Origin of the sequence: Arenimonas sp. (assembly GCF_035721105.1) — a bacterium.
Classification (GTDB): domain Bacteria; phylum Pseudomonadota; class Gammaproteobacteria; order Xanthomonadales; family Xanthomonadaceae; genus Arenimonas.
Window position 1 is genome coordinate 45,086 of record NZ_DASTNG010000059.1, and the last position, 22,417, is coordinate 67,502.

Consider the following 22,417-nt stretch of genomic DNA (forward strand, 5'->3'; position numbering starts at 1 on the left):
CGGTCTTTACTGGACGGGCTTGGGGCCGGCCTCGGTCGGGGTGGCGCGCTTGGCCACGGCGTCGACCACGTGGCTGTTCTCGAAATAGACCGAGTAGCCGGCGTAGTCCCATCGGGTGATCGGCGGGTTGTGCTGGCGGTCGCCCGGGCCGGCAACCGGCGCGTGCTTCTGCTGCGGGGCGCCGAACTTGGCTTCGACCTGGGCCATGGTCTGGCCGCGGGCCGGCATCGGCTGCGATTCCGCCTGCACGCGATCGACCAGCAGGGTGTCGGCCTGGGCGGGCGCCTGCAGCAGCAGGCCGGCGGTCAGGGCAAGGGAAAGGGTCAGGGCCTTCATGGTCCACCTCCACGGGTCGTCGGGATGACGGGTAGGCCCGGGATCATCGCAAAACCCGCGCGATGGCGCCATGTCCGGCCGGGCCCGGCGGCGAGGAAACGAAAACGCCGGCTTTCGCCGGCGCTTCGGTCAACCCTGGCGGCCTGCGCTTAGCGCTGGCGGGCCTTGAAACGCGGGTTGGACTTGCAGATCACGAAGACCTTGCCGCGACGGCGCACGACCTTGCAGTCGCGATGGCGGGTCTTCGCCGACTTCAGGGACGAGAGCACTTTCATGGCAGTTCCTTGGGATGGGGTTGGGGCGATAAAGAAGCGGGAGTATAGCCCAGTCCAAAACCGCTTGCAATACAACCCGTTGCCCCCACGCCCGCCCCTTGTAGGAGCGCTTTCAGGCGCGAATCTTTCGCCGCCTTGCGGCGGGCTGTCGCCTCAAACGGACTTGGCGCCGTCAGGCCCTAAAGATTCGCGCCTGAAGGCGCTCCTACAAGGGGGGTTAGCGGAGGTAGGCTTGGGTGAGGGTGTTGAGGTGGACCCGCTCGGCGTCCCGCAGCAGGGGCGAGAGCAGCATCATCACCTGGACGATGCCGCTGCGGATGGCCTCGTCCTCGTCCTTGTCGCCGCGCACGCTGGCGTAGTTCATCCAGAAGGTGGCGATGACCAGGATGTTGGTGGCCGTGGCCTCGACCTCGGCGGCCGAGGCCCGCATCACGCCGGCCTGGACCAGGCCCTTCATGCCCGACGAGGCGCCGTCCGCGGCCCGTTTCAGGATCCGGGCGAAACGCAGGCGCAGGCGCCGGTTGCGGCTCAGGATGTCCACCAGGTCCCGGTACAGGAAGCGGTATTCCCAGATGCACTCGAACACCAGGTGCAGCTGCAGCCAGATGTCCTCCAGGTCCCGCAGCCGGCTGTCGGGCGACACCAGGGCCGTGTCCATGCGCTCTTCGTAGCGCTGGAACAGCTGCTCGATGATGTCGTCCTTGTTGCGGAAGTGGTAGTACAGGTTGCCCGGGCTGATCTCCAGCTCGTCGGCGATGTGGTTGGTCGTGACGTTAGGCTCGCCCTGCTGGTTGAACATGCGCAGGGCGGTGTCGAGGATCCGCTGGCGGGTCTGGCGGGCCATGGGGCGGCCTCAGCCGCGCAGTTTCTTCACGAGGTCGACGTATTTCTTCATCGCGTCCTCGGGCTTGGTGCCGGCCAGCTTTTCCCAGGCCTCGTACTTGGCCGTGCCGACGAAGTCGAAGAAGCCGGGCTTGGGGCCGCTGACGTCGCCCTCCGCGCCCTGCTTGTACAGGCCGTAGAGCCTGAGCATGGTGTCGTTGTCGGGCCGCTCGGCCAGGTTCATCACGTCCTGCGCCGCTTTCTGGAACTGTTCTTTCAGGTCTGCCATCGCTAGATCCCCGGGTTGAGCCCCGGGTGATAACACGGCCCCCGGGGACGGTCAACGCGATGTTTGCCGGCGCGCGGGCGGTCTGGCAAGTTAGGCGCAGGGAGGCCGTCCATGCGGACGGTCCGGGGTACAGGGCAGGGAGAGGTCATGAGCTATTTCGTCACCGGCGCCACCGGGTTCATCGGGCGCTATCTGGTCAGCAACCTGCTCAAGCGCAAGGGCAGCGTGCATGTCCTGGTCCGCAAGGGCTCGGAGAAGAAACTCGAAGCCATCGCGCTGAAGATGGGCTGGGACCGCAAGCGCATCGTGCCGGTGCCGGGCGACCTGTCCAAGCCCAGGCTCGGCATGAGCGCGGCCCAGGTGAAGGCGCTGTCGGGCAAGGTCCAGCACTTCTTCCACCTCGCGGCCATCTACGACCTGTCCGCCGACGCCGCCTCGCAGCAGGTGGCCAACATCGACGGCACCCGCCACGCCATCGAGCTGGCGGCGGCCATCAAGGCCGGCTGCTTCCACCACACCAGCTCGATCGCCGCCGCCGGCCTGTACCCGGGCGTGTTCCGCGAGGACATGTTCGAGGAGGCCGAGGGCCTCAAGGATCCGTACCTGCGCACCAAGCACGAATCCGAGGGCATCGTGCGCAACGAGTGCAAGGTGCCGTTCCGCATCTACCGTCCGTCGATGGTCATCGGCCATTCCAAGACCGGCGAGATGGACAAGATCGACGGCCCCTACTACCTGTTCACCCTGATCAAGAAGATGCGCCAGACGCTGCCGCAGTGGGTGCCCACGCTGGGCATCGAGGGCGGCCGCATCAACGTGGTGCCGGTCGACTTCGTCGCCGACGCCATGGACCACATCGCCCACAAGAAGGGCCTGGACGGCCAGTGCTTCCACCTGGTCGACCCCGAGCCGATGCGCTTTGGCGAACTGATGAACACCTTCTGCCGCGCCGCCCATGCGCCCGAGATGACCATGCGCCTGGACGCGCGCATGCTCGCCGTGGTGCCCGGCGCGGTGCGCAGCGCGGTCACCAACCTGCCGCCGATCAAGCGCTTCACCAGCATGCTGCTGCGCGACCTGAAGCTGCCGCCGGCGACGCTGTCCTTCATCACCTACCCGACGCGCTTCGACACCCGCGTCGCCGAGCGCGCGCTCAAGGGCAGCAAGATCAGCGTGCCCGATCTCGAGGGCTATGCCTGGCGGATCTGGGACTACTGGGAGCGCCACCTCGACCCGGACCTGTTCGTCGACCGCACCCTGCGCGGCCACGTCGCCAACAAGGTGGTCGTGATCACCGGCGGCTCGTCGGGCATCGGCCGCGCCTCGGCCATCAAGGTCGCCGAGGCCGGCGCCAAGGTCATCATCGTCGCCCGCGGCGAGGAAGAGCTGTTCAAGACCCGCGACGAGATCATCGCCGCCGGCGGCAAGTGCTGGGCCTATACCTGCGACCTGACCGACCTGGCCAGCTGCGACGCGCTGGTCAAGACGGTGCTGGACGAGCACAAGGTGGTCGACATCCTGGTCAACAACGCCGGCCGCTCGATCCGTCGCTCGGTCGAACTCAGCTACGACCGCTTCCACGACTACGAGCGCACCATGCAGCTCAACTACTTCGGCTGCCTGCGCCTGATCATGGGCTTCCTGCCGATCATGACCCAGCGCCGCAAGGGCCACGTCATCAACATCAGCTCGATCGGCGTGCTGGCCAGCTCGGCCCGGTTCTCGGCCTACGTGGCCTCGAAGGCGGCGCTTGATGCCTTCAGCCGCTGCGCCCAGGCCGAGTTCAGCGGCAAGAACATCGCCTTCACCACGGTCAACATGCCGCTGGTGAAGACGCCGATGATCGCCCCGACCAAGATGTACGACTCGGTGCCGACGCTGACGCCGGAAGAGGCGGCCGACCTGATCGTCAAGGCCATCATCGAGCGGCCCAGCCGCGTCGCCACCCGCATGGGCATCTTCGCCGCCACGCTCAACGCGGTGGCGCCGAAGGCCTACGAGGTGATCATGAACACGGCGTTCGAGATGTTCCCGGATTCGGCCGCGGCCAAGGGCGACCGCAAGGCGCTCAAGGACGAGAAGCCGACCAACGAACAGGTGGCGTTCGCGGCGCTGATGCGCGGCGTCCACTGGTAAGCGGGTGGCGCCTTCCCCGCCCGCGAGCGGGGAAGGCGCGTGCCGGACGGTTTACTGGCACTGCCTCCAGCGCACCGGGACCTTCGAGGCCTGCGGTGGCTCGAGCTGCAGCCGGGTGTAGCGCAGCTCTTCGTACTCGACCAGGATCGCGCAGGCCTCGTTGACGATGCCGGCGTCGATGCCGTCCTCGCGCGCCAGTCCGACCACCAGGGTCGACTGGGTGGACCAGTTGGCGCGGTCGGCCTGCTTGAGGTCCGCGACCCGGGCCGCGGCCTGGCGGCGGCGCAGGGCGCGCTCTTCGTCGGTCAGCTGGGCCACGGCCGCCAGTTCCTTCATGGCATCGCTGGCCTGGCGGGAGGCCTCGTCCTGGAACTCCGGCTCGGCCGGCGCCGCGGGCGTGATCGCCTCGGCCTGGGTGACGGCGGGCGTCGGGGCCGGCGTTCCGGCCACCGGCGCGGCCGGGGCGATCGGCGCGACGGCGATCGGCGGGTCTTCGCCGCCCAGCTGGCCCAGGCCGAACACGACCAGGCCCAGCAGCACGCTGCCGGCCAGGCCCATCTGCTGGCCACGACGGATGCTGCTGGCGGCCTGGTGGCGGATGTCCTCGACCAGGCTGGCCGGGGCGAACGGTTCCACCTGCGGCCACAGGCTGCGGCCGTCGATCAGGTCGACGCCGTACCGGCGCGCCAGGTCGCGCGCAAAGCCCTCGGCGCTGCCCAGGGTGACCAGCATGCCGCTGGTGGCGCCCTGCAGCTGGACCGCATTGGCGAAGTCGCGGACGTTGGCCTCGCCCAGGCGATAGGCGGTGCCGTGCTTGTAGCCGAGCAGGCAGCGCTCGTTTTCCTTGACCAGCAGGAACTCGGCGCCGCCGTCGCCCGGCTGGCGGCTGGAGGGCAGCTCGGTGTAGCCCTTGTCTTCCATCGCCTGGAGCACCAGGCCGGCGCACTCGCGCCATTTCATGCCGGCCAGGGCGCGCACGCCGGCGCTGTTCTCGGCCAGGCGGCGGCGATGGATGCCGAACCACCAGGTGCTGGCGAGTACCGAGAGAACGGTGGCGCCTGCAGCGGCGATCCAGGGGCTGACACCAAACATCCGGGGGCTCCGAACTCAATAGCTGGGGTGCCAGAGGATAACGCGGAAAGCCCCGGGGCCAGGACCCCGACGAAAAAGGCCCGGCGTGTGCCGGGCCTTTCCCTGGATCTAAAGATGTCCGCCAGCCGGAAGCCGCAAGGGGAGGGAGCGAACGGACTTCAAGTTACTGGCTGGCGGACATGAACCGGATCAGGCGGCCTGCGGCGCCTCGGGCTTGGGGGCCTTCGGCAGGGCCGGCTTGCGGGCGGCGCGCGGCTTGCGGGCGACCGGCTTGGCGGCCGGCTTGGCCTTGCGGGCGGCGGGCTTGGCGGCCTTCGCGGGCTTGGCGGCCTTGGCCGGCTTGCGGGCCGGGGCCTTCTTGGCGGCCTTCTTCGCGGCCGGCTTGGCGCCCAGCTTGCGCAGCTCGCCGTTGAGTTCGTTGACGCGGGCGTTGAGCTCGGCCAGGTCCTCGCGGGCCGGCACGCCGAGGCGGTTCAGGGCGCGCTGGACGCGGGTCTCGAACACGGTCTCGAGGCGGTCCCAGGTGTCGACGGCGCGCTCGCGCACCACGCCCACGCGGTCCTCGACAGCGTCACGCACGGCGTCGACGCGGCCGGTGGCCAGCTGGCGGGTGGTCTTCTCGATGGTCATGCCTTCCTTGACCAGGGCCTCGAACAGCTTCGAACCCTCGCCCTGGGCGCGGGTGAAGGCGCCGACGCCGGCCATCCAGATCTGCTGCGCCGATTCGACGATCGAGCGCGACATCTGCTCGGCCTTGGCCTGCAGGTCGGCGTTCGACTTCGGGGCGGCCTTCTTGGCACGCACGGTCTTCTTGAGTTTGGCCATCGCGCTGGAACTCCGTTCGGTAAAGGGGTGGGCATGGCGCCCGAGTGGCGCCAATTTGCGCCGCGTGTCTAGAGCATTCACACCACTGCGCGCGAACGCGTGCGGCAGGATCAGCGCCGGCGCGTGGCGGCGGCGCGGCGGCGGTTCGGACGGCGCGCCTTGACGATCGACTCGACGTCGTCCAGCGCCACCCGCAGCCGCGCGGTGGTGTCGGTGGTGCGCGTCGGCGCGATGCCCAGGCCATCCATGATCGAGACGCCGGGGTCGTCCAGCACGTCCGCGCGCAGGCGCAGCCCGTGGCGCGCCAGCACCGGCGCCAACTGCTCGCGGCGGCGGCGCAGGTCGGACAGGGTCGAGTGGAAGGCGTGCTCGCAGACGCGCTGGCGCGAGGAGTAGCTGAAGACGTTGGTGAAGAACATCTCGCCGTCGTCCTCGTTGGGCTCGAACACGATCTGGTCGGTGTCCGGGTACTGCTGGGCATACTTGGCCAGGCCCACCTGCATGCGCGACTGCAGGATGGTGCGGAAGGTCTGCGACAGCACCACCGGCAGGCCGCCCTGCGCCAGCTTGTCCATGCCTTCCGGCGGCCGGCCGCCGCGGCTGGCGTTGAAGGGCACGAACGGGTTGATGCCCAGCATCAGGTCGATGCCGTGGTCGAGCACCACCGAGGCGTGCATGGTCCGGCGCAGCGCGCCGTCGACGAAATGATGGCCGCGGATGTCCACCGGCGAATACAGGCCGGGGAGGGCGGAGCTGGCCTGGACCGCGCGCGAGATGCTCACGTCATCCCAGCCCGGGCTGCCGAAGCGCACGGCCTCGCCGCTGTCGAGGTCGACGGCGACGACGTAGAGCTTGGCCGCCAGCTCGCGGAAGTCGTTGCTACGGCCGCGGATGGTGAAGACTTCGCGCAGGAAACTCTCGATGCCGCGGTTGTCGAACAGCCCGGTCGGGATGACGCCGCCGAAGCGGCTGATCAGCTCGCTCAGGTGCGATCCGGTCGGGTCGGTCAGCACGTCCTTCCACCAGTCGAAGGCCAGGCGGGGCAGGGATGCCGCGCGGCGTGCGTATTCCAGGAAGGCCGGCCGCAGGAACATCTCGGGCCGGAACTTCACCTGGTCGCTGTCGCCGGTGATGAAGATGCGGCACATCTCGGCCGTGTCGAGCCGGTTGGCCAGGCCCGCGGCCAGGAAGGCGCCCGAACTCACGCCCACGTAGACCTCGAGCTTGGTGAGGTCCAGGCCCTCGATGGCGACGTCCAGCGCGCGCAGCGCGCCCAGCTCGTACATGCCGCCGATCGGCCCGCCGCCGGCGATGGCGAGGCCGATCCGGCCCTCACTGGCTTGGCGACGCTTCCGGGCGGGCTGCAGAACTAGCATGCTATGGGGGAACTCCAACGAAGGCGCGGCGATTGTAGCCCGCCCCAGACCCCGGACAAGTGTGAACCATCGCAGTTCCTTACCCGCCCTTCACGGGCCGCGGCGCCCGTCATGAGCCCGACGCCCCTGCGCCAGAAGCTGGCCCGGCGCCTGGCCTGGCAGCGCGACGTGCACGACGCGGCCCGCGATCCGCGCAACCGGCTGCCGACCCTGCCGCTGCTGCGGGCGTGGCAGACCCGGCGGCTGGCGGGCAGCTTCGAGGATTTCCTGGCCAACGCCCGCATGCGGCCCGCGGCCGAGTTCTTCCTCAGCGACCTGTACGGCGAGAAGGACTTCTCGGCCCGCGACCGCGACGTGGCCCGGATCATGCCGCTGATGTCGCGGCTGCTGCCCGACAGTCTGCTCGAGGCGGCGGCCGACGCGATCGGACTGGCGGTGCTGAGCCACGCCTTCGACCTGCGCATGGCCGAACAGCTGGCGCGGCGCCGCAACCCCACGGCGCCGATTTCCCTGGCCGACTACGGGGTCGCGTACCGGGCGGTGGGGCAGCCGCGGCTGCGGCGCCTGCAGATCGAACTGATCCTGGGCGTGGGCTGGACCCTGGACGCCTCGGTGCACCAGCGCGGTGTGTTCAAGCTGCTGCGCGCGTCGCGGCTGCCGGCGCGGGCGGCCGGGCTGTCGGAGCTGCAGGGTTTCCTCGAGCGCGGCTTCGGCGCCTTCGAGGCTCTCGACGGCGCCGGCGAGTTCCTCGAGTCGATCGGGCACCGTGAGCGCGAGGCCTCGGCCCGGCTGTTCGCCGGCGACCCGGATCCGTTCGCGATCGGGGTCAGCCGAACTCCTCGTCGAGGTAGCGCTGGATCTCGCGCTCGATCGGGCCCTTGATGGCGCCGAGCAGGAATCCCAGGGTCGCGGTGACGTGGACTTCCTTGGCGCTCACGGCGATGTGGCCATCGACGCCGCCGCGGGAGAACTCCATCGTGTTGCCGTTCCAGCCGTATTCGACGTCGAATTTCTCGGCGATGTGTTCGGCGACGCGTTCGATCGCGGCGCGGGCTTCCTTCAGCGGCCGCGCATGGCTGCGGCGAATATCGATATTGGACATGGTGCCCTCCTCGGCGGCCTATTCTGCTTGGGTTTGGCGTATCCACCAAGGGTGTGGCCCGGGTCGGCCATGGTAGATTCCCGGCCGGAGGATCCCGGATGCAGTTGACGTTCCCCAACGGTGAGCATGAAAGCGTGGCCCTTCGGGGGGAAGTGATCGTGGGCAGCCGCAGCGGCAGCCGGGTCTGCCTGCCGTCCTCGGGGCTGGCGCCGCACCATGCCAGTTTCCTGCGCGACCGCCGCGGCCTGTGGCTGCGGGTGCCCGCGGGCGTGCCCGGGGTGCATTTGAACGCGCGTCCGGTGCGTCGCCTCGCCCAGCTTCGGCCCGGCGACCTGGTGTGCCTGGACAAGGTGCGGGTGGTGGTGCGCGCCGACGACGAGCCGGCGATCGAGCGCCGCATCCCCGCGGCCGCGCCCGCGGCCATGAGCGAGGCCCAGCGCGTCGCCGCCGCCCGCGTCGTGCTCCGCGGCCTGTCCGGCCTGCACTACGGCCGCAGCTACACCCTTACCGAGCCGCGCCTGATCGGCCGCTCGGCCTCGGCCGACATCCGCCTGGACGATGCCGGCGTGGCCGAACGCCACGCCGTGGTCGAACTGCACGGCGACCGCGTCGTGCTGCGGGCCATGGGCAACGACGCCAGCCAGGTCAACGGCGTGCCGGTCCGCGACGCGGTGCTTTCGCCCGGCGACCAGGTCGTGGTCGACCAGCATCGGTTCCAGCTCGAGGCCCCCGGCCTGCCGCTGCGCGGCCAGATGGATGCCGCCAAGCCCGTGGCCACCACCCACACCCAGACCATGAAGGCGGTGCGCGTGCCGGTCGCCCGCGACCCGGCGCCGGCGGCCGTGCCGGTCGCGCCGGAGCTGCCGCGCAAGGACCCGGGTGCGCTGTGGTGGCTGATCGCCGCCGCCACCGTGCTGGCAGCGGCGCTGACCGCGCTGCTGGTCTACGCGCCCCGCGCCGGCGCCTGAAGCCTCGGGCGCCGCAGGCGCCACCACAGCCGCAGGCCGAGCAGCAGCGCCAGCACGCCGGCGTACACCAGCGGTTCGCGCAGGTCCGACTTCACCAGCCACAGGAAATGCAGCACGCCCAGCACGCCGATCGCGTACACCAGGGTGTGCAGGCGGGCCCAGCGCCGTCCGAGCCGGCGCATCCAGCCCTTGGTGGAGGTAAGCGCCAGCGGCACCAGCAGCAGCCAGGCCGCGAAGCCGACGGTGATGTAGGGCCGCTTGACGATGTCCTCGAAGATCTGGGTCCAGTACCCGCCCAGGTCCAGCACCAGGAACACCGTGAGGTGCAGGCAGGCGTAGAAGAAGGCGTACAGCCCGACCAGGCGCCGGAACCGGATCGGCCAGGACTGGCCGGTCAGGCGCCGCAGCGGCGTCAGTGCCAGGCCCAGCAGCAGCAGGCGCAGCGCCCAGTCGCCGGTGCCGTGGGTCAGCGCCGCTACCGGGTCGGCGCCCAGGCTGTCCTGCAGCACGCCCTGGACCAGCAGCGCGAGCGGCAGCAGGGCCAGCGCATGCGCCAGCGCCTTCAGGCCCACCCAGCGCCAGTCGATGCCGCCGCGCGTTAGAACCACTTGCGCAGGTCCATGCCCGCGTACAGGCCGGCGACCTGTTCGCCATAGCCGTTGAAGGGCAGGGTGGGGATGCGCTCGGCGAACAGCTTGCTGGCCGTGCCGGCGATGCGGCGCTCGCTGCGCTGGCTCCAGCGCGGGTGGTCGACGTCGGGATTGACGTTGGAGTAGAAGCCGTATTCCTCGGGCTGCAGCTGGTTCCAGCTGGTCGGCGGCATCGCTTCGGTGAAGTCGATGCGGATGATCGACTTGATGCTCTTGAAGCCGTACTTCCAAGGCACGACCAGGCGCAGCGGGGCGCCGTTCTGGTTCGGCAGCGGCTTGCCGTACATGCCGGTCGCCAGCAGCGCCAGCGGGTGCATGGCCTCGTCGATGCGCAGCCCCTCGCGGTAGGGCCAGTTGATCGACGGATAGCGCAGGCCGGGCATCTGCCGCGGGTCGGCCAGCGTGGTGAAGGCGACGTACTTCGCGCGCGAGGTCGGCTTGAAGTGGCGCAGCACCTCGCCCAGCGGCAGGCCCTGCCACGGAATCACCATCGACCAGCCCTCGACGCAGCGCAGCCGGTAGGTGCGGTCCTGGGCCGCGGTGATCGCCAGCAGGTCCTCGAGCGGGAAGGTGCCCGTGAGTTCGGCTTCGCCGCCGACCACCACCGACCAGGGCGCGGGCTCGAGCGAGCTGGCATAGCGGGCGGGGTCGGTCTTGGCGGTGCCGAACTCGTAGAAGTTGTTGTAGCTGGTGGCGTCCTCGAAGCGGGTCAGCTCCTCGGCGCCGCCGCCCGCTGCCCCGGCCCCGGCGGGTGCGCCGGGTGCCGCGGCATCACCGCCGTCGTCGGCGCCGGCACAGCCGGCCAGGGCCAGCAGCGGACTGGCCAGGCCCAGGCCCATCAGCTGCCGGCGGGCCCGGTAAACGGGCTCGGGCGTGATCTGGGAGGCGGGGAGTTCGGGAGGCAGGATGATCTTCACGCGAGCGTCTCCAGCAGGGCCCATCGGGGCCGGGTTCGGTGGCTATACTCCCTACAGAGTCAGCCACCGGGGAAAAGGATGCGCCTGGTCGACGCGTTCGCCTCATCGGAAAGCGTGGTCGCGGTGATGCGGGCCGCCGACGGCGTATTCCTGGCGGTGAACGATGCCTTCGAGCGTAGCACCGGCTACCGTCGCGAGCAGGTGATCGGCCGGCTGCCGGTGGAGGTCGGCCTGTGGCCCGAACCCGACTTCCGCGCCCGGCTCTGGAGCCTGCTGCGCGCCGACCGCCGCGTCGCCGCGCTGCCCATGCGGCTGTGCTGTGCCGACGGCAGCATCCGGCCCGGCACGCTGTCGGTCGAATTCGCCGACCAGGACGGCGAGCCGGTGCTGTTCTGCCTGGTCAGCCTGCTGCCCGAGGACACGCCCATCGAGGGGCCCGGGCCCGACAATTCGCTGTACCGGTCGCTGTACCTGGCCGCGTCGGAGGGCATCTATCGCAGCCTGCCCGGGGGCGGTTTCCTGGACGTGAACCCGGCGATGGCGCGCCTGCTGGGCTACGACTCGCCGCGGCAGCTGCTGGACGAACTCTCGCGCGACACCGACCACCTGTACGCCGATCCCGGCCAGGCCGAGGCCGCCCGCCGCCAGCTGCTGTCCGGCGGGCGCCTGGAGCGCCAGCGCGCGCGGGTGTACCGGCGCGACGGGCGCATCATCTGGGTCACCGAGAACGCGCGCGCAATCCGCGACGCCGCCGGCACCGTCCGCTTCTTCGAAGGCTCGCTGGTCGACATCACCTCGCAGGTCGAGGCCGAACAGGCGCTCCGGCAGTCCCGGGCCCTCTACCAGGTCCTGGTGGAGAACAGCCGCGACGGCGTGTTCCTGATCCAGCGCGGGCGCATCGTGTTCGCCAACGAGGCCATGGAGCGGATCCTGGGCTACGCCGCGGGCGAACTGCAGGGCCGCGAGTACATGACCCTGGTCGATCCCGCCGACCGCGCCGCCCAGTCCGACCGCCGGGCCGAGCGCGAGGCCGGGTCGCGCAGCGCGCAGGTCTACGAGATCCACCTGCAGCGCAAGTCCGGCGATCGGATCCTGTGCGAGGTGCGCGCCGACGCCGTGGAGTACCAGGGCGACATCGCTTCCACCGGCACCCTGCGCGACGTGACCGACGACCGCCGCCGCCAGACCGCGATCGCCGAGGCCGAGCGCCGCTACCGCGAGCTGTTCGAGAGCTCGCCCGCGGGGCTGTTCCGCACCAGCCTCGATGGCCGGATCATGGAGGTGAACCCGGTGATGGCCGGGATCCTGGGCTACGACAGCCCGGCCCAGCTCAAGGCCATGGTGCAGGACATGGGCGCGGTCTACGTCGATCCGGGCGAGCGCGAGGGGCTGGTGGCGCGGGCGGTGCGCGACGGCGCCTTCAGCCACCACGAGACCCGGGTGCGGACCCGCGGCGGCGGCCAGAAATGGGTCAGCGCCAGCGTGCTGCTGATCCGCGACGAGGCCGGGCAGCCGGTGCACTTCACCGGCTCGGTGCTCGACATCGACGAGCACCACGCGATGCAGCAGGCGCTGCAGCGCTCCGAGGGCAAGTACCGCACCCTGGTCGAGCACAGCCAGGTCGGCGTGTTCATCATGCGCGACGAGGTCTACACCTACGCCAACCAGGCCCTGACGCGCATGCTGGGCCACCCCGACGGCGCGCTGGAAGGGCGCAATTACCGCGAGATCATGGCGCCCGAGTCGATCGCCCAGTCCGAGGAGCGCGACCGGCAGCGCCGCGAGGGGCAGGCGGTGACGCCCGACTTCGAAACCACGCTGCTGCACCGTGACGGCCGCCGGGTGCATGTGCGCGTCAGCATCGGGTCGGTGAACCTGGACGGCGACGAGCACCTCACCGGCACCGTGCTCGACATCACCCGCCAGCGCGAGGCCGAGCAGCGGCTGCGCTTCCACGCCACCCACGACCCGCTGACCGGCCTGCCCAACCGCATGCTCTTCAACCAGCGGCTGGCCGAGGCCATGCTGCAGGTCGGCCAGGCCAGCGACCGCCGCCGTCGCCGCTACGCGGTGCTGTTCCTGGACCTGGACGGCTTCAAGTGGGTCAACGACAGCCTGGGGCACGGCGCCGGCGACCGCCTGCTGTGCGAGATCGCGCGGCGGCTCGAGGACGGCCTGCTCAAGGACGTGCTGATCGCCCGCTACGGCGGCGATGAGTTCACCCTGCTGCCGGACGGCGACTGCGACCACGACCGCGCGGTCGACATCGCCCGGCGGGTGCTGCGCCTGTTCGAGCAGCCCTTCGACATCGGTGGCCAGCAGGTGTTCTCGGCCGCCAGCCTGGGCATCGTCATCGGCCGCAGCGAGTACGCCTCGCCCGACCAGGTGCTGCGCGACGCCGATACCGCGATGTACCGCGCCAAGGCCGCCGGCAAGTCCGGCTTCGTCATCTTCGACGAAGGCATGCACCAGGAGGCGCTGGCCCGGCTGCAGCTCGAGACCGACTTCCGGCTGGCCTTCGAGCGCGCCGAGTTCCGCCTGCACTACCAGCCGATCGTCGAGCTGGCTAGCGGGCGGCTGGTGGGCGCCGAGGCACTGGTGCGCTGGCGCCACCCGACCCGCGGCCTGCTGCCGCCGGCCGAGTTCCTGGGCATCGCCGAGGAAACGGGCCTGATCGTCGAGATGGACGCCTGGGCCCTGCGCGAGGCCTGCCGCCAGCTGGGCGAGTGGCGCCGGCGCTATCCCGAGCTGGCCCACCTGAGCATGAACGTCAACGTCGACGAGCGGCAGATGGTGTCGCCCGAGATCGTCGAGGAAGTGTTCCGCCTGATCCAGGAGCACGCGCTGCCGCCGGCCTCGCTCCGCCTCGAGGTCACCGAGACCGCGTTCCGGGCCGGCCGCGGCCAGGCCGAGGAGCGCCTGCTGTCGCTCAAGGCGCTGGGCGTGGGGCTGGTGGTGGACGACTTCGGCACCGGCTATTCCTCGCTGGAGTCCTTCGCCGCCTCGCCCTTCGACGCACTGAAGATGGACCAGGTGTTCATCCGGGACATCGAGACCAACCGCCGGCACCGCGCCATCGTCCGCACCATCACCGCCTTCGCCGATGAACTGTCGCTGGCGCTGACCGCCGAGGGCATCGAGACCGAGGGCCAGCGGGCACTGCTCGAGTCGGTCGGCTGCCAGTACGGACAGGGCTATCTGTTCTCGCGCGCGCTGCCGCCGGAACAGTTCGAGCAAAAGCTCCTGTCGAGTGCGCGCATCGTCGGTTGACCGGCTTCCGAGGCGCGGTTTCGCCGTGCTAGCCTGCCAACGACTTTCCCGAGGTGATCCCGATGTCCCGCGCCTTCAATTTCAGCGCCGGCCCCGCCGCGCTGCCCGAGCCCGTCCTGCGCCAGGTCCAGGCTGAATTGATGGAGTGGCAGGGCGAGCGGGCCTCGGTGATGGAGGTCAGCCACCGCGGCGCCGCCTTCATCGAATGCGCCGCCGCCGCCGAGCGCGACCTGCGCGAGCTGATGGCGATCCCTGATCACTACCACGTGCTGTTCCTGCAGGGCGGCGCCACCACGCTCTCGGCCCTGCTGGCGCTGAACCTGGCCGGCCCGGACCAGGTCGCCGACTTCGTGCTCACCGGCCACTGGGGCGAGAAGGCGATCGACAACACCCGCCCCTCGATGAAGGTCAACGTCGCGGCCAGCAGCCAGGCCGGCGGCTACACCGACATCCCGGCCCGCGCCGGCTGGCAGCTCACGCCGGGCGCCGCCTTCGTGCACTACACGCCCAACGAGACCATCCACGGCGTCGAGTTCCACGACATCCCCGAGGTCGGCGACGTGCCGCTGGTGGCCGACGTGTCCTCGAACATCCTCTCGCGGCCGATCGACGTGGGCCGCTTCGGCGTGCTCTACGGCGGCGCCCAGAAGAACCTGGGCCCCTCGGGCCTGGCCATCGCCATCATCCGCAAGGACCTGCTGGGCAGGCACGGCCGCGACCTGCCGCCGATCTTCGAGCTGGGCAACCAGGCCAGGCACGACTCGATGTTCAACACCCCGCCCACCTTTGCCTGGTACGTGCTGGGCCTGGTGCTGAAGTGGATCCGCGCCGAGGGCGGCGCCGCCGCGATCGGCGAGCGCAACGCGCGCAAGGCGGCGGCGCTGTACGCGGCCATCGACGGCTCGGGCGGCTACTACCGCAACCCGGTGGCGCCGGCGGCCCGGTCCACCATGAACGTGCCGTTCTTCCTGCCCGACCCGGCGCTCGACAAGCCCTTCCTGAAGGAAGCCGAGGCCGCCGGCCTGCTGGGCCTGAAGGGGCATCGCGCCGTCGGCGGCATGCGCGCGTCGATCTACAACGCCATGCCGGAAGCCGGCGTCACCGCGCTGGCCGGCTTCATGGCCGATTTCGCGCGCCGGAACGGCTGAGCCATGGCCACCCGGAAAACGCCCGCCAAGGCCGGCCCGTCCGCGGCGACCCCGGGGCGCCCCGCGGCCGGCACCGCCGCGCCGCGCCGCGCCCGGGCCGAGCCCGAGGCCGCGCCGGTGCTGTCGGAGGTGCGCGAGCGCATCGACGGCATCGACCGCCAGATCCAGGCCCTGATCGCCGAGCGCGCGCAGTGGGCGCGCCAGGTCGGCAAGGCCAAGGGGCCGCTCAAGGCCGCCGTCGACTACTACCGGCCCGAGCGCGAGGCGCAGGTGCTGCGCCAGGTCCTCGACCGCAACGACGGGCCGCTCAGCGACGAGGTCCTGCTGCGCCTGTTCCGGGAAATCATGTCGGCCTGCCTGGCCCAGCAGGAGCCGCTGAAGGTCGGCTTCCTGGGGCCGGAGGGCACGTTCTCGCAGCAGGCGCTGCACAAGCATTTCGGCCATTCCGCCAAGGGCCTGCCGCTGGCCAGCATCGAGGAAGTGTTCCAGGAAGTGGAGGCCGGCCACGCCGATTTCGGCGTGGTGCCGGTGGAAAACTCGGGGCAGGGCACCATCCAGTCCACGCTCGACATGTTCCTGACCTCGCCGCTGAAGATCTGCGGCGAAGTCGAGCTGGCCGTGCACCAGTACCTGATGTCGCGGACCGGCCGGATCGAGGACATCGAGCGGGTGTATTCGCATCCGATGTCGCTGGCCCAGGCCCGCGCCTGGCTGCGCCAGCACCTGCCCAAGGCCGAGAAGATCGCCGCTTCGAGCAATGCCGAGGCGGCCCGGCGCGCCCGCACGGCCGACGATTCCGCCGCCATCGCCGGCGAGAACGCCGGGCATGTCTACGGCCTGAAGGTCGTGGCCGGCCCGATCGAGGACCATCCGGACAACACCACCCGCTTCCTGGTGCTGGGCCGCGAGCTGTTCTCGGCCTCGGGCCACGACCGCACCTCGCTGCTGGTCTACGTGCGCGACCAGCCGGGCGCGCTGTACGGCGTGCTCAGCCCGTTCGCCCGCCACGGCGTGAGCATGAACCGGATCGAATCCCGGCCCTCGCATGCCGGGCGCTGGCAGTACGCCTTCTTCATCGACGTCAGCGGCCACGTGCAGGACCCGGACGTCGCCAGCGCGCTGGCCGAACTGGGCGAGTACGCCGCCGACGTGAAGGTGCTCGGTTCCTACCCGGTGGCGCTGATCTGACCATGGCGGCCCCGGACTACATCGCCCTGGCCCAGCCGGGCATCCGCGCGCTGCGCGCCTACGACCCGGGCCTGGACCTGGTGGCGCTGCGTCGCGCCGCCTCCGGTGCCGGCCTGGTCGAGCTGGGCTCGAACGAGAACAGCCACGGCCCCAGCCCCGCCGCGCGCGCCGCCATCCTCGACACCCTGCATGCGCTGCACCGCTATCCCGATCCGGCCGGCGGCGACCTCAAGCGCGCGCTGGCGGCCCGGCACGGCGTCGACCCGTCGGCGCTGGTGCTGGGCAACGGGTCGCACGAGCTGCTGATGCTGATGGCCCAGGTCTTCGCCGGCCCGGGGCGGGACGTGGTCGCCTCGCAGTTCGGTTTCGCGGTCTATGCCATCGCCGCGCAGGCGGCCGGTGCGCGCCTGGTGCAGGCGCCGGCGCGGCCGGTGGGCGACGCCATGCCCCGCGGCCACGACCTGGCCGCGATTCGCGCGGCCGTCGGCCCCGGCACGGCCCTGGTCTACCTGGCCAACCCCAACAACCCCACCGGGACCTGGTTCGACACCGCGGCGCTGGCCGATTTCCTGGCGTCTCTGCCTCCCGACGTGCTGGTGGTGGTGGACGAGGCCTACCTCGAATACGCCACCGACCCGACGCTGGCCTCGGCCATCCCGCTGCTGGCGCGTTTCCCCCACCTGGCCGTGACCCGGACCTTCTCGAAGGGCTACGGCCTGGCCGGGCTGCGCGTCGGCTACCTGGTCGCGGCGCCGGCGCTGGTGGCGGTGCTCGAGCGCGTGCGCGAGTCCTTCAACGTCAACGGCCCGGGCCTGGCGGCCTGCGAGGCGGCGCTGGGCGACCCGGCGCACCTGGACTGGGTCCGCCGCCAGAACGCCGCCGAGCGCGAGGCCCTGGCCGACGCGCTGGCTGCGCGCGGGCTGGCGGTGGCGCCGTCGCAGACCAATTTCCTGCTGGTCGATTTCGGCCGCGACGCCGGCCCGGTCGAGGCCGGGCTGGTGGCCCGCGGCGTGGTCCCCCGGCCCATGGGCGGCTACGGCCTGCCGACCTGCCTGCGGCTCACCGTGGGCGTGCGTGACGAGAACCGGCGCCTGCTGCAGGCGCTCGACGAGGTGCTGGCATGACGACGCGGCTGGACTGGGTGGCGGGGGCGGGCAGGCCGCTCACGGGCGAACTGGCCGTGCCCGGCGACAAGTCGGTGTCGCACCGCGCCATCATGCTGGCGGCGATCGCCGAGGGCGTGTCCGAGATACACGGCTTCCTGGAGGGCGAGGACACCCGCGCCACCGCCGCCATCTTCAGGCAGCTGGGCGTACGCATCGACGCGCCCAGCCCCAGCCGGCGCACCGTCCACGGCGTCGGCCTGTATGGCCTGATGGCGCCCGAGGCCGAGCTGGACTGCGGCAATGCCGGCACCGGCATGCGCCTGCTGGCCGGCCTGCTGGCGGGCCAGGATTTCGCCAGCACCCTGGTCGGCGACGCCTCGCTGTCACGCCGGCCCATGGCCCGGGTGATCGAGCCGCTGCGGCGCATGGGTGCCAGCATCGAGTCGGCCGCGGGGGGCCTGCCGCCACTCCGAATTTACTTTAGCAATGATCTGCAAGGTATTGATTTCGAATTGCCCGTTGCCAGCGCGCAGGTGAAGTCCGCGGTGCTGCTGGCCGGTCTTTACGCGCGCGGCGAGACCCGCGTGCGCGAACCGCACCCGACCCGCGATTACACCGAGCGGATGCTCTCGGCATTCGGCTGGCCGATCCGCTTCTCGCCGGGCGAGGCGGTGCTGACGGGCGGCCACCGGCTGCGCGCCACCGAAGTGCGGGTGCCGGCCGATTTTTCGTCCGCCGCCTTCTTCCTGATGGCCGCCAGCCTGGTGCCGGGCTCGGACCTGCTGCTGCGGCGGGTCGGCATGAACCCGCGCCGCACCGGCCTGCTCGCCGCGCTGCGCCTGATGGGCGCCGACATCACCGAGCTCGGCGCGGGCGAGGAGGGCGGCGAGCCGGTCGCCGACCTGCGCGTGCGGCACGCCCGCCTGCGCGGCATCGAGGTGCCCGAGGCGCTGGTGCCGGACATGATCGACGAGTTCCCGGCCCTGTTCGTGGCCGCGGCCCTGGCCGAGGGCCGCACCGTGGTGCGCGGCGCCGCCGAGCTGCGGGTGAAGGAATCGGACCGGATCGCGGTCACCTCGGCCGGCCTGAGGGCCCTGGGCGCCGACATCCACGAGACTCCCGACGGCGCGGTGATCGAAGGCGGCCGCCTGCACGGCGGCGAGGCCGACAGCCACGGCGACCACCGGGTGGCGATGAGCCTGGCCATCGCCGGGCAGCGGGCGGCGGGCGAGGTGCGCATCCTCGACTGCGCCAACGTCGCCACGTCCTTCCCCGGCTTCGAGTCGCTGGCGACCGCCGCCGGCTTCGGACTGCGCACGGCCTGACCCGGGCCCGGGCAATCCACTAGAATCCCCGCCCATGCCCCGAATCCCCGTACTCACCATCGATGGCCCCTCCGGTTCCGGAAAGGGCACCATCAGCCGCGCCGTGGCCGAACGCCTGGGCTGGCATTACCTCGACTCCGGGGCCCTGTACCGGGCCGTCGGCCTGGCCGCGGCCTGGGAGGTCGTGGACCTGAGCGACCCGGAGGCCGTGGCCCAGTGCGCCCGCCGCACCGAGATCCGGTTCGAGACCCAGGGCGCCGGCGAGCCGCACGTGATCGTGAATGGCAAGGACGCCACCCGGCAGCTGCGCACCGAAACCGCCGGGGCGGCGGCCTCGGCCATCGCCGCCCATCCCCCGGTCCGGGCCGCCCTGGTCGACCTGCAGAAGGGTTTCCGCAAGGCCCCGGGCCTGGTCGCCGACGGCCGCGACATGGGCACGGTCATCTTCCCGGATGCCCCCTACAAGGTCTTCCTGACCGCCAGCGCCGAGGAAAGGGCGCAAAGGCGCTATAAGCAGTTGAAGGAAAAAGGGGTTTCGGTTAATCTTGCCGGCCTGCTGCACGAAATCGCCGCTCGCGACGAGCGCGATGCCGGGCGTGCCGTGGCGCCCCTGAAACCCGCCGAAGACGCGGTGATCGTGGACTCCACCGGAACGCCCATCACCGAGGTGATCGAGCGCGTGCTGTCGGTGTTGCCGGAAAAACTCCGCGCGCCCCGCCAGCCGTAACCGCCACCCCGGCGCATCCCGCCCCGCCACGGGCGCGGTTTCCGAACGCAGGACAACCCCGTGCCATGAGGCGCGGTCTTCCTATCCACGCGCGAAAGCGCCAACAGGTGGGACGTGGCGGATGCCGCGGCCCGTATGTCCAACCGAGTATCCAACAATGACTGAATCTTTCGCTGAACTGTTCGAGCAGAGCCAGGGCGCCCTGAGCAAGCTCAAGCCCGGTGCCATCGTCTCCGGCATGGTGGTCGAAGTGCGTTCCGACGTCGTCGTGATCAACGCCGGCCTCAAGTCGGAAGGCATCATCCCGATCGAGCAGTTCCGTAACGAAGCCGGCGAGCTCGAAGTCGCCGTGGGCGACACCGTCAAGGTGGCGCTGGAGTACCTCGAGAACGGCTTCGGCGAGACCGTGCTGTCGCGCGAGAAAGCCAAGCGCGCCATGGTCTGGGACGAGCTGGAGGCTTCCATGGAAGCCGGCGAGATCGTCACCGGCCGCATCAGCGGCAAGGTCAAGGGCGGTTTCACCGTCGACATCCGCGACGTCCGCGCGTTCCTGCCGGGTTCGCTGGTCGACGTGCGTCCGGTCCGCGACCCGGGCTACCTCGAGGGCAAGGAACTCGAGTTCAAGATCATCAAGCTCGACCGCAAGCGCAACAACGTCGTGGTCTCCCGCCGTGCGGTGGTCGAGTCCGAGTCGAGCGTCGAGCGCGAGCAGCTGATGGAGCGCCTGCAGGAAGGTGCCGTCATCAAGGGTGTCGTCAAGAACCTCACCGATTACGGCGCGTTCGTGGACCTGGGCGGCATCGACGGCCTGCTGCACATCACCGACATGGCCTGGAAGCGCGTGCGCCATCCGTCCGAAGTCGTCAACGTCGGCGAAGAGCTGGACGTCCGCGTGCTGAAGTTCGACCGTGAGCGCAACCGCGTCTCGCTCGGCCTGAAGCAGCTGGGCGACGATCCGTGGGACAACATCGCCCGCCGTTACCCGACCTCCTCGCGCCTGTTCGGCAAGGTCTCGAACGTCACCGATTACGGCGCGTTCGTCGAGATCGAGCCGGGCGTCGAAGGCCTGGTGCACGTGTCCGAGATGGACTGGACCAACAAGAACGTCAACCCGTCGAAGGTCGTCCAGCTGGGCGACGAGCTCGAGGTGATGGTGCTGGACGTGGACGGCGAGCGTCGCCGCATCTCGCTGGGCATCAAGCAGTGCACCCCGAACCCGTGGGAAGCCTTCTCGGCCCTGTTCAAGAAAGGCGACAAGGTCTCCGGCCAGATCAAGTCGATCACCGACTTCGGCATCTTCATCGGCCTGGACGGCGGTATCGACGGCCTGGTGCACCTGTCCGACATCTCGTGGAACACCACGGGTGAAGACGTGGTCCGCAACTTCAAGAAGGGCGACACGCTGGAAGCCGTGGTGCTGGCCGTCGATCCGGAGCGCGAGCGCATCTCGCTCGGCGTGAAGCAGCTCGAGCAGGACCCGGTGGGCCAGTACATGGCCACCACCACCAAGGGCAGCATCGTCACCGGCGTCGTCAAGGAAGTCGACACCAAGGGTGCCACCATCGAGCTCGACGGCGGCATCGAGGGCTACGTGCGCGCCAACGACATCGCCAAGGAGCGTGTCGACGACGCCAGCCAGTACCTGAAGGTCGGCGACGCGGTGGAAGCCAAGTTCATCGGCATGGATCGCAAGGGCCGCGTCATGCAGCTCTCGATCCGCGCCAAGGACGAGGCCGAGCTGCAGGAGAACCTGGCCGAGGTGAACAAGTCGTTCGACGCGGCTTCGGGCACCACCAAGCTCGGCGCCCTGCTGCGCGAACAGCTGAACAAGGGCGAGTAAGCCCACCCGTGTCCGCGGCCCGGGGTTTCCCCGGGCCGCGCGACGCTCCGATTCCCCGCTGCAAGAGTCCGCGCAGGCATGACCAAGTCTGAACTGATCGAGGTGCTTTCGCGTCGCCAGGCCCACCTCAAGGCCGATGACGTCGATCTCGCCGTCAAGACCCTGCTCGAGATGATGAGCGGTGCCCTGACCCAGGGCGAGCGCATCGAGATCCGCGGTTTCGGCAGTTTCTCCCTGCATTTCCGTCCTCCTCGCCTGGGCCGCAACCCCAAGACCGGCGACTCCGTGGCCCTGCCCGGAAAGTACGTCCCGCATTTCAAGCCCGGCAAGGAGTTGCGCGATCGCGTCAACGCCGGCCCGGCCGCCTCCGAAGGCTGAGTTTCCGGCCCGCCTTGGGCTAAGCTTGTGGCATCCCGCCCACGGAACCGCCGCGGATGCGTCTTCTCAAAGCCCTGTTTGCCCTCCTGTTCATTGCCTTCGGCGTGCTGTTCGGCGCGCTGAACCGCCAGGCCGTGCGCATCGAACTGGGATTCACCGGCATCGACGCCACCGTCGGCACCGCCCTGCTGCTGGCCGTGCTGGCCGGCGCGCTGCTGGCCGGCGCGGTGCTCACCGCCGGCGTGATCTGGCCGCTGCGCCTGCGCCGCAAGCGCGAGGCGCCGGCCCCCGAGCCGCCGGCCGCGGACGTCCAGGACTGAATACGCCTGGCTGTTGCGGCTGCTGCTCCCGGTCGCGGCCGGCAGCGGCTGGCTGGCCGGTCGCCGCGGCGGCGAACGCCGCGGCGGCGCCCGCGTATCCCGGCTGTCGAACACCTATTTCCGCGGCCTGAACTACCTGCTCAACGAGCAGCAGGACAAGGCCATCGAGGTCTTCCTGCAGATCGCCGCCGTCGACAAGGACACGGTGGAGACGCAGTTCGCGCTCGGCCACCTGTTCCGGCGCCGCGGCGAAGTCGACCGCGCGATCCGCCTGCACCAGGCGCTCGTGCAGCGCCCCGACCTCAACGATGCGCAGAAGGTGCAGGC

Annotated in this window: 22 protein-coding genes and 1 pseudogene; 13 read left to right on the forward strand and 10 right to left on the reverse strand. The window is 70.5% G+C overall.

The genetic code is table 11. From position 1 onward, the window contains the following. Window positions 1–6 precede the first annotated feature (6 nt). The 4 genes from VFQ84_RS09595 to VFQ84_RS09610 all read right to left on the reverse strand — a co-directional run bounded on the left by VFQ84_RS09595 (window position 7) and on the right by VFQ84_RS09610 (window position 1,722). Window positions 7–336 carry a hypothetical protein gene (locus VFQ84_RS09595; RefSeq protein ID WP_325131414.1) on the reverse strand — a complete coding sequence of 110 codons (330 nt, stop codon included), beginning with the start codon at window positions 334–336 and terminating at the stop codon, window positions 7–9. A 149-nt stretch (window positions 337–485) separates the two neighbouring features. Then, on the reverse strand, window positions 486–611 hold the full coding sequence (ykgO, locus tag VFQ84_RS09600) for a type B 50S ribosomal protein L36 (protein ID WP_005913193.1): 126 nt from the start codon (window positions 609–611) through the stop codon (window positions 486–488). 217 nt (window positions 612–828) lie between these two features. Beyond that, window positions 829–1,455 carry a TetR/AcrR family transcriptional regulator gene (locus tag VFQ84_RS09605; RefSeq protein ID WP_034211078.1) on the reverse strand — a complete coding sequence of 209 codons (627 nt, stop codon included), beginning with the start codon at window positions 1,453–1,455 and terminating at the stop codon, window positions 829–831. Window positions 1,456–1,464: 9 nt separating this feature from the next. Continuing rightward, the gene (locus VFQ84_RS09610) at window positions 1,465–1,722 is read right to left on the reverse strand and encodes an acyl-CoA-binding protein (protein WP_325131415.1); all 258 of its coding nucleotides are present in this window, start codon (window positions 1,720–1,722) and stop codon (window positions 1,465–1,467) included. A 147-nt stretch (window positions 1,723–1,869) separates the two neighbouring features. Between VFQ84_RS09610 and VFQ84_RS09615 the strand changes: the two genes are divergently transcribed. Beyond that, a complete protein-coding gene (locus tag VFQ84_RS09615) occupies window positions 1,870–3,858 on the forward strand; it encodes an SDR family oxidoreductase (protein WP_325131416.1) in 1,989 nt (662 codons plus the stop codon). A 51-nt stretch (window positions 3,859–3,909) separates the two neighbouring features. Here VFQ84_RS09615 and VFQ84_RS09620 read toward each other — a convergent pair whose 3' ends face one another. From VFQ84_RS09620 to VFQ84_RS09630, 3 genes are all read right to left on the reverse strand, one after another. Then, entirely contained in the window at window positions 3,910–4,950 is a 1,041-nt protein-coding gene (locus tag VFQ84_RS09620) for a restriction endonuclease (protein ID WP_325131417.1), read from the reverse strand. A 189-nt stretch (window positions 4,951–5,139) separates the two neighbouring features. Continuing rightward, on the reverse strand, window positions 5,140–5,775 hold the full coding sequence (locus tag VFQ84_RS09625) for a phasin family protein (protein WP_325131418.1): 636 nt from the start codon (window positions 5,773–5,775) through the stop codon (window positions 5,140–5,142). Between the two features lie 110 nt (window positions 5,776–5,885). Continuing rightward, the gene (locus VFQ84_RS09630) at window positions 5,886–7,151 is read right to left on the reverse strand and encodes a patatin-like phospholipase family protein (RefSeq protein ID WP_325131419.1); all 1,266 of its coding nucleotides are present in this window, start codon (window positions 7,149–7,151) and stop codon (window positions 5,886–5,888) included. Window positions 7,152–7,262: 111 nt separating this feature from the next. On the opposite strand from VFQ84_RS09630, the gene VFQ84_RS09635 reads away from it, so the two are divergent. Then, the gene (locus tag VFQ84_RS09635) at window positions 7,263–8,033 is read left to right on the forward strand and encodes an FFLEELY motif protein (RefSeq protein ID WP_325131420.1); all 771 of its coding nucleotides are present in this window, start codon (window positions 7,263–7,265) and stop codon (window positions 8,031–8,033) included. Here VFQ84_RS09635 and VFQ84_RS09640 read toward each other — a convergent pair. Further along, window positions 7,978–8,253, reverse strand: coding sequence for a polyhydroxyalkanoic acid system family protein (locus tag VFQ84_RS09640; protein WP_325131421.1), 276 nt, complete (start codon window positions 8,251–8,253; stop codon window positions 7,978–7,980). The genes VFQ84_RS09635 and VFQ84_RS09640 overlap by 56 nt on opposite strands. Window positions 8,254–8,351: 98 nt before the next feature. On the opposite strand from VFQ84_RS09640, the gene VFQ84_RS09645 reads away from it, so the two are divergent. Beyond that, a complete protein-coding gene (locus VFQ84_RS09645) occupies window positions 8,352–9,221 on the forward strand; it encodes an FHA domain-containing protein (RefSeq protein ID WP_325131422.1) in 870 nt (289 codons plus the stop codon). Here the strand turns inward: VFQ84_RS09645 and VFQ84_RS09650 are convergent. Both VFQ84_RS09650 and msrP read right to left on the reverse strand, forming a co-directional pair. Beyond that, on the reverse strand, window positions 9,197–9,808 hold the full coding sequence (locus VFQ84_RS09650; RefSeq protein WP_414637027.1) for a sulfite oxidase heme-binding subunit YedZ: 612 nt from the start codon (window positions 9,806–9,808) through the stop codon (window positions 9,197–9,199). The genes VFQ84_RS09645 and VFQ84_RS09650 overlap by 25 nt on opposite strands. An 11-nt stretch (window positions 9,809–9,819) precedes the next feature. Further along, entirely contained in the window at window positions 9,820–10,812 is a 993-nt protein-coding gene (gene msrP, locus VFQ84_RS09655) for a protein-methionine-sulfoxide reductase catalytic subunit MsrP (protein WP_414637026.1), read from the reverse strand. Between the two features lie 54 nt (window positions 10,813–10,866). On the opposite strand from msrP, the gene VFQ84_RS09660 reads away from it, so the two are divergent. The 10 genes and pseudogenes from VFQ84_RS09660 to VFQ84_RS09705 form a co-directional block, all read left to right on the forward strand. After that, a complete protein-coding gene (locus VFQ84_RS09660; protein ID WP_325131424.1) occupies window positions 10,867–14,058 on the forward strand; it encodes a PAS domain S-box protein in 3,192 nt (1,063 codons plus the stop codon). Between the two features lie 62 nt (window positions 14,059–14,120). Beyond that, the gene (gene serC / locus VFQ84_RS09665; RefSeq protein WP_325131425.1) at window positions 14,121–15,206 is read left to right on the forward strand and encodes a 3-phosphoserine/phosphohydroxythreonine transaminase; all 1,086 of its coding nucleotides are present in this window, start codon (window positions 14,121–14,123) and stop codon (window positions 15,204–15,206) included. Between the two features lie 3 nt (window positions 15,207–15,209). Continuing rightward, entirely contained in the window at window positions 15,210–16,394 is a 1,185-nt protein-coding gene (gene pheA / locus VFQ84_RS09670; protein ID WP_325131426.1) for a prephenate dehydratase, read from the forward strand. A gap of 2 nt (window positions 16,395–16,396) precedes the next feature. Beyond that, window positions 16,397–17,518, forward strand: coding sequence for a histidinol-phosphate transaminase (gene hisC, locus VFQ84_RS09675; protein ID WP_325131427.1), 1,122 nt, complete (start codon window positions 16,397–16,399; stop codon window positions 17,516–17,518). Continuing rightward, complete coding sequence (aroA, locus tag VFQ84_RS09680) at window positions 17,515–18,825, forward strand: 3-phosphoshikimate 1-carboxyvinyltransferase (RefSeq protein ID WP_325131428.1); 1,311 nt, start codon at window positions 17,515–17,517, stop codon at window positions 18,823–18,825. The genes hisC and aroA overlap by 4 nt, the downstream gene beginning before the upstream one ends. Window positions 18,826–18,859: 34 nt before the next feature. Then, window positions 18,860–19,552, forward strand: coding sequence for a (d)CMP kinase (cmk, locus tag VFQ84_RS09685; RefSeq protein ID WP_325131429.1), 693 nt, complete (start codon window positions 18,860–18,862; stop codon window positions 19,550–19,552). A 157-nt stretch (window positions 19,553–19,709) separates the two neighbouring features. Then, complete coding sequence (gene rpsA / locus VFQ84_RS09690) at window positions 19,710–21,392, forward strand: 30S ribosomal protein S1 (protein WP_325131430.1); 1,683 nt, start codon at window positions 19,710–19,712, stop codon at window positions 21,390–21,392. Window positions 21,393–21,470: 78 nt separating this feature from the next. After that, window positions 21,471–21,770: an integration host factor subunit beta gene (locus tag VFQ84_RS09695; protein ID WP_034211102.1), complete on the forward strand. Its 300-nt coding sequence runs from the start codon at window positions 21,471–21,473 to the stop codon at window positions 21,768–21,770. Between the two features lie 56 nt (window positions 21,771–21,826). Next, complete coding sequence (locus VFQ84_RS09700; RefSeq protein WP_325131431.1) at window positions 21,827–22,090, forward strand: lipopolysaccharide assembly protein LapA domain-containing protein; 264 nt, start codon at window positions 21,827–21,829, stop codon at window positions 22,088–22,090. Window positions 22,091–22,100: 10 nt separating this feature from the next. After that, window positions 22,101–22,417: pseudogene (locus VFQ84_RS09705) on the forward strand (lipopolysaccharide assembly protein LapB); the annotation flags it as partial.

What these genes read in the sequence shown, in the direction of transcription:
- VFQ84_RS09610 (WP_325131415.1), bottom strand. Translation starts at nt 1,722, where the DNA reads ATGGCAGACCTGAAAGAACAGTTCCAGAAAGCGGCGCAGGACGTGATG.
- pheA (WP_325131426.1), top strand. Translation starts at nt 15,210, where the DNA reads ATGGCCACCCGGAAAACGCCCGCCAAGGCCGGCCCGTCCGCGGCGACC.
- VFQ84_RS09635 (WP_325131420.1), top strand. Translation starts at nt 7,263, where the DNA reads ATGAGCCCGACGCCCCTGCGCCAGAAGCTGGCCCGGCGCCTGGCCTGG.
- VFQ84_RS09700 (WP_325131431.1), top strand. Translation starts at nt 21,827, where the DNA reads ATGCGTCTTCTCAAAGCCCTGTTTGCCCTCCTGTTCATTGCCTTCGGC.
- VFQ84_RS09640 (WP_325131421.1), bottom strand. Translation starts at nt 8,253, where the DNA reads ATGTCCAATATCGATATTCGCCGCAGCCATGCGCGGCCGCTGAAGGAA.
- msrP (WP_414637026.1), bottom strand. Translation starts at nt 10,812, where the DNA reads ATGGGCCCTGCTGGAGACGCTCGCGTGAAGATCATCCTGCCTCCCGAA.
- cmk (WP_325131429.1), top strand. Translation starts at nt 18,860, where the DNA reads ATGCCCCGAATCCCCGTACTCACCATCGATGGCCCCTCCGGTTCCGGA.
- VFQ84_RS09605 (WP_034211078.1), bottom strand. Translation starts at nt 1,455, where the DNA reads ATGGCCCGCCAGACCCGCCAGCGGATCCTCGACACCGCCCTGCGCATG.
- VFQ84_RS09625 (WP_325131418.1), bottom strand. Translation starts at nt 5,775, where the DNA reads ATGGCCAAACTCAAGAAGACCGTGCGTGCCAAGAAGGCCGCCCCGAAG.
- VFQ84_RS09695 (WP_034211102.1), top strand. Translation starts at nt 21,471, where the DNA reads ATGACCAAGTCTGAACTGATCGAGGTGCTTTCGCGTCGCCAGGCCCAC.
- VFQ84_RS09615 (WP_325131416.1), top strand. Translation starts at nt 1,870, where the DNA reads ATGAGCTATTTCGTCACCGGCGCCACCGGGTTCATCGGGCGCTATCTG.
- serC (WP_325131425.1), top strand. Translation starts at nt 14,121, where the DNA reads ATGTCCCGCGCCTTCAATTTCAGCGCCGGCCCCGCCGCGCTGCCCGAG.
- hisC (WP_325131427.1), top strand. Translation starts at nt 16,397, where the DNA reads ATGGCGGCCCCGGACTACATCGCCCTGGCCCAGCCGGGCATCCGCGCG.
- aroA (WP_325131428.1), top strand. Translation starts at nt 17,515, where the DNA reads ATGACGACGCGGCTGGACTGGGTGGCGGGGGCGGGCAGGCCGCTCACG.
- VFQ84_RS09595 (WP_325131414.1), bottom strand. Translation starts at nt 336, where the DNA reads ATGAAGGCCCTGACCCTTTCCCTTGCCCTGACCGCCGGCCTGCTGCTG.
- VFQ84_RS09660 (WP_325131424.1), top strand. Translation starts at nt 10,867, where the DNA reads ATGCGCCTGGTCGACGCGTTCGCCTCATCGGAAAGCGTGGTCGCGGTG.
- VFQ84_RS09645 (WP_325131422.1), top strand. Translation starts at nt 8,352, where the DNA reads ATGCAGTTGACGTTCCCCAACGGTGAGCATGAAAGCGTGGCCCTTCGG.
- VFQ84_RS09630 (WP_325131419.1), bottom strand. Translation starts at nt 7,151, where the DNA reads ATGCTAGTTCTGCAGCCCGCCCGGAAGCGTCGCCAAGCCAGTGAGGGC.
- ykgO (WP_005913193.1), bottom strand. Translation starts at nt 611, where the DNA reads ATGAAAGTGCTCTCGTCCCTGAAGTCGGCGAAGACCCGCCATCGCGAC.
- rpsA (WP_325131430.1), top strand. Translation starts at nt 19,710, where the DNA reads ATGACTGAATCTTTCGCTGAACTGTTCGAGCAGAGCCAGGGCGCCCTG.
- VFQ84_RS09620 (WP_325131417.1), bottom strand. Translation starts at nt 4,950, where the DNA reads ATGTTTGGTGTCAGCCCCTGGATCGCCGCTGCAGGCGCCACCGTTCTC.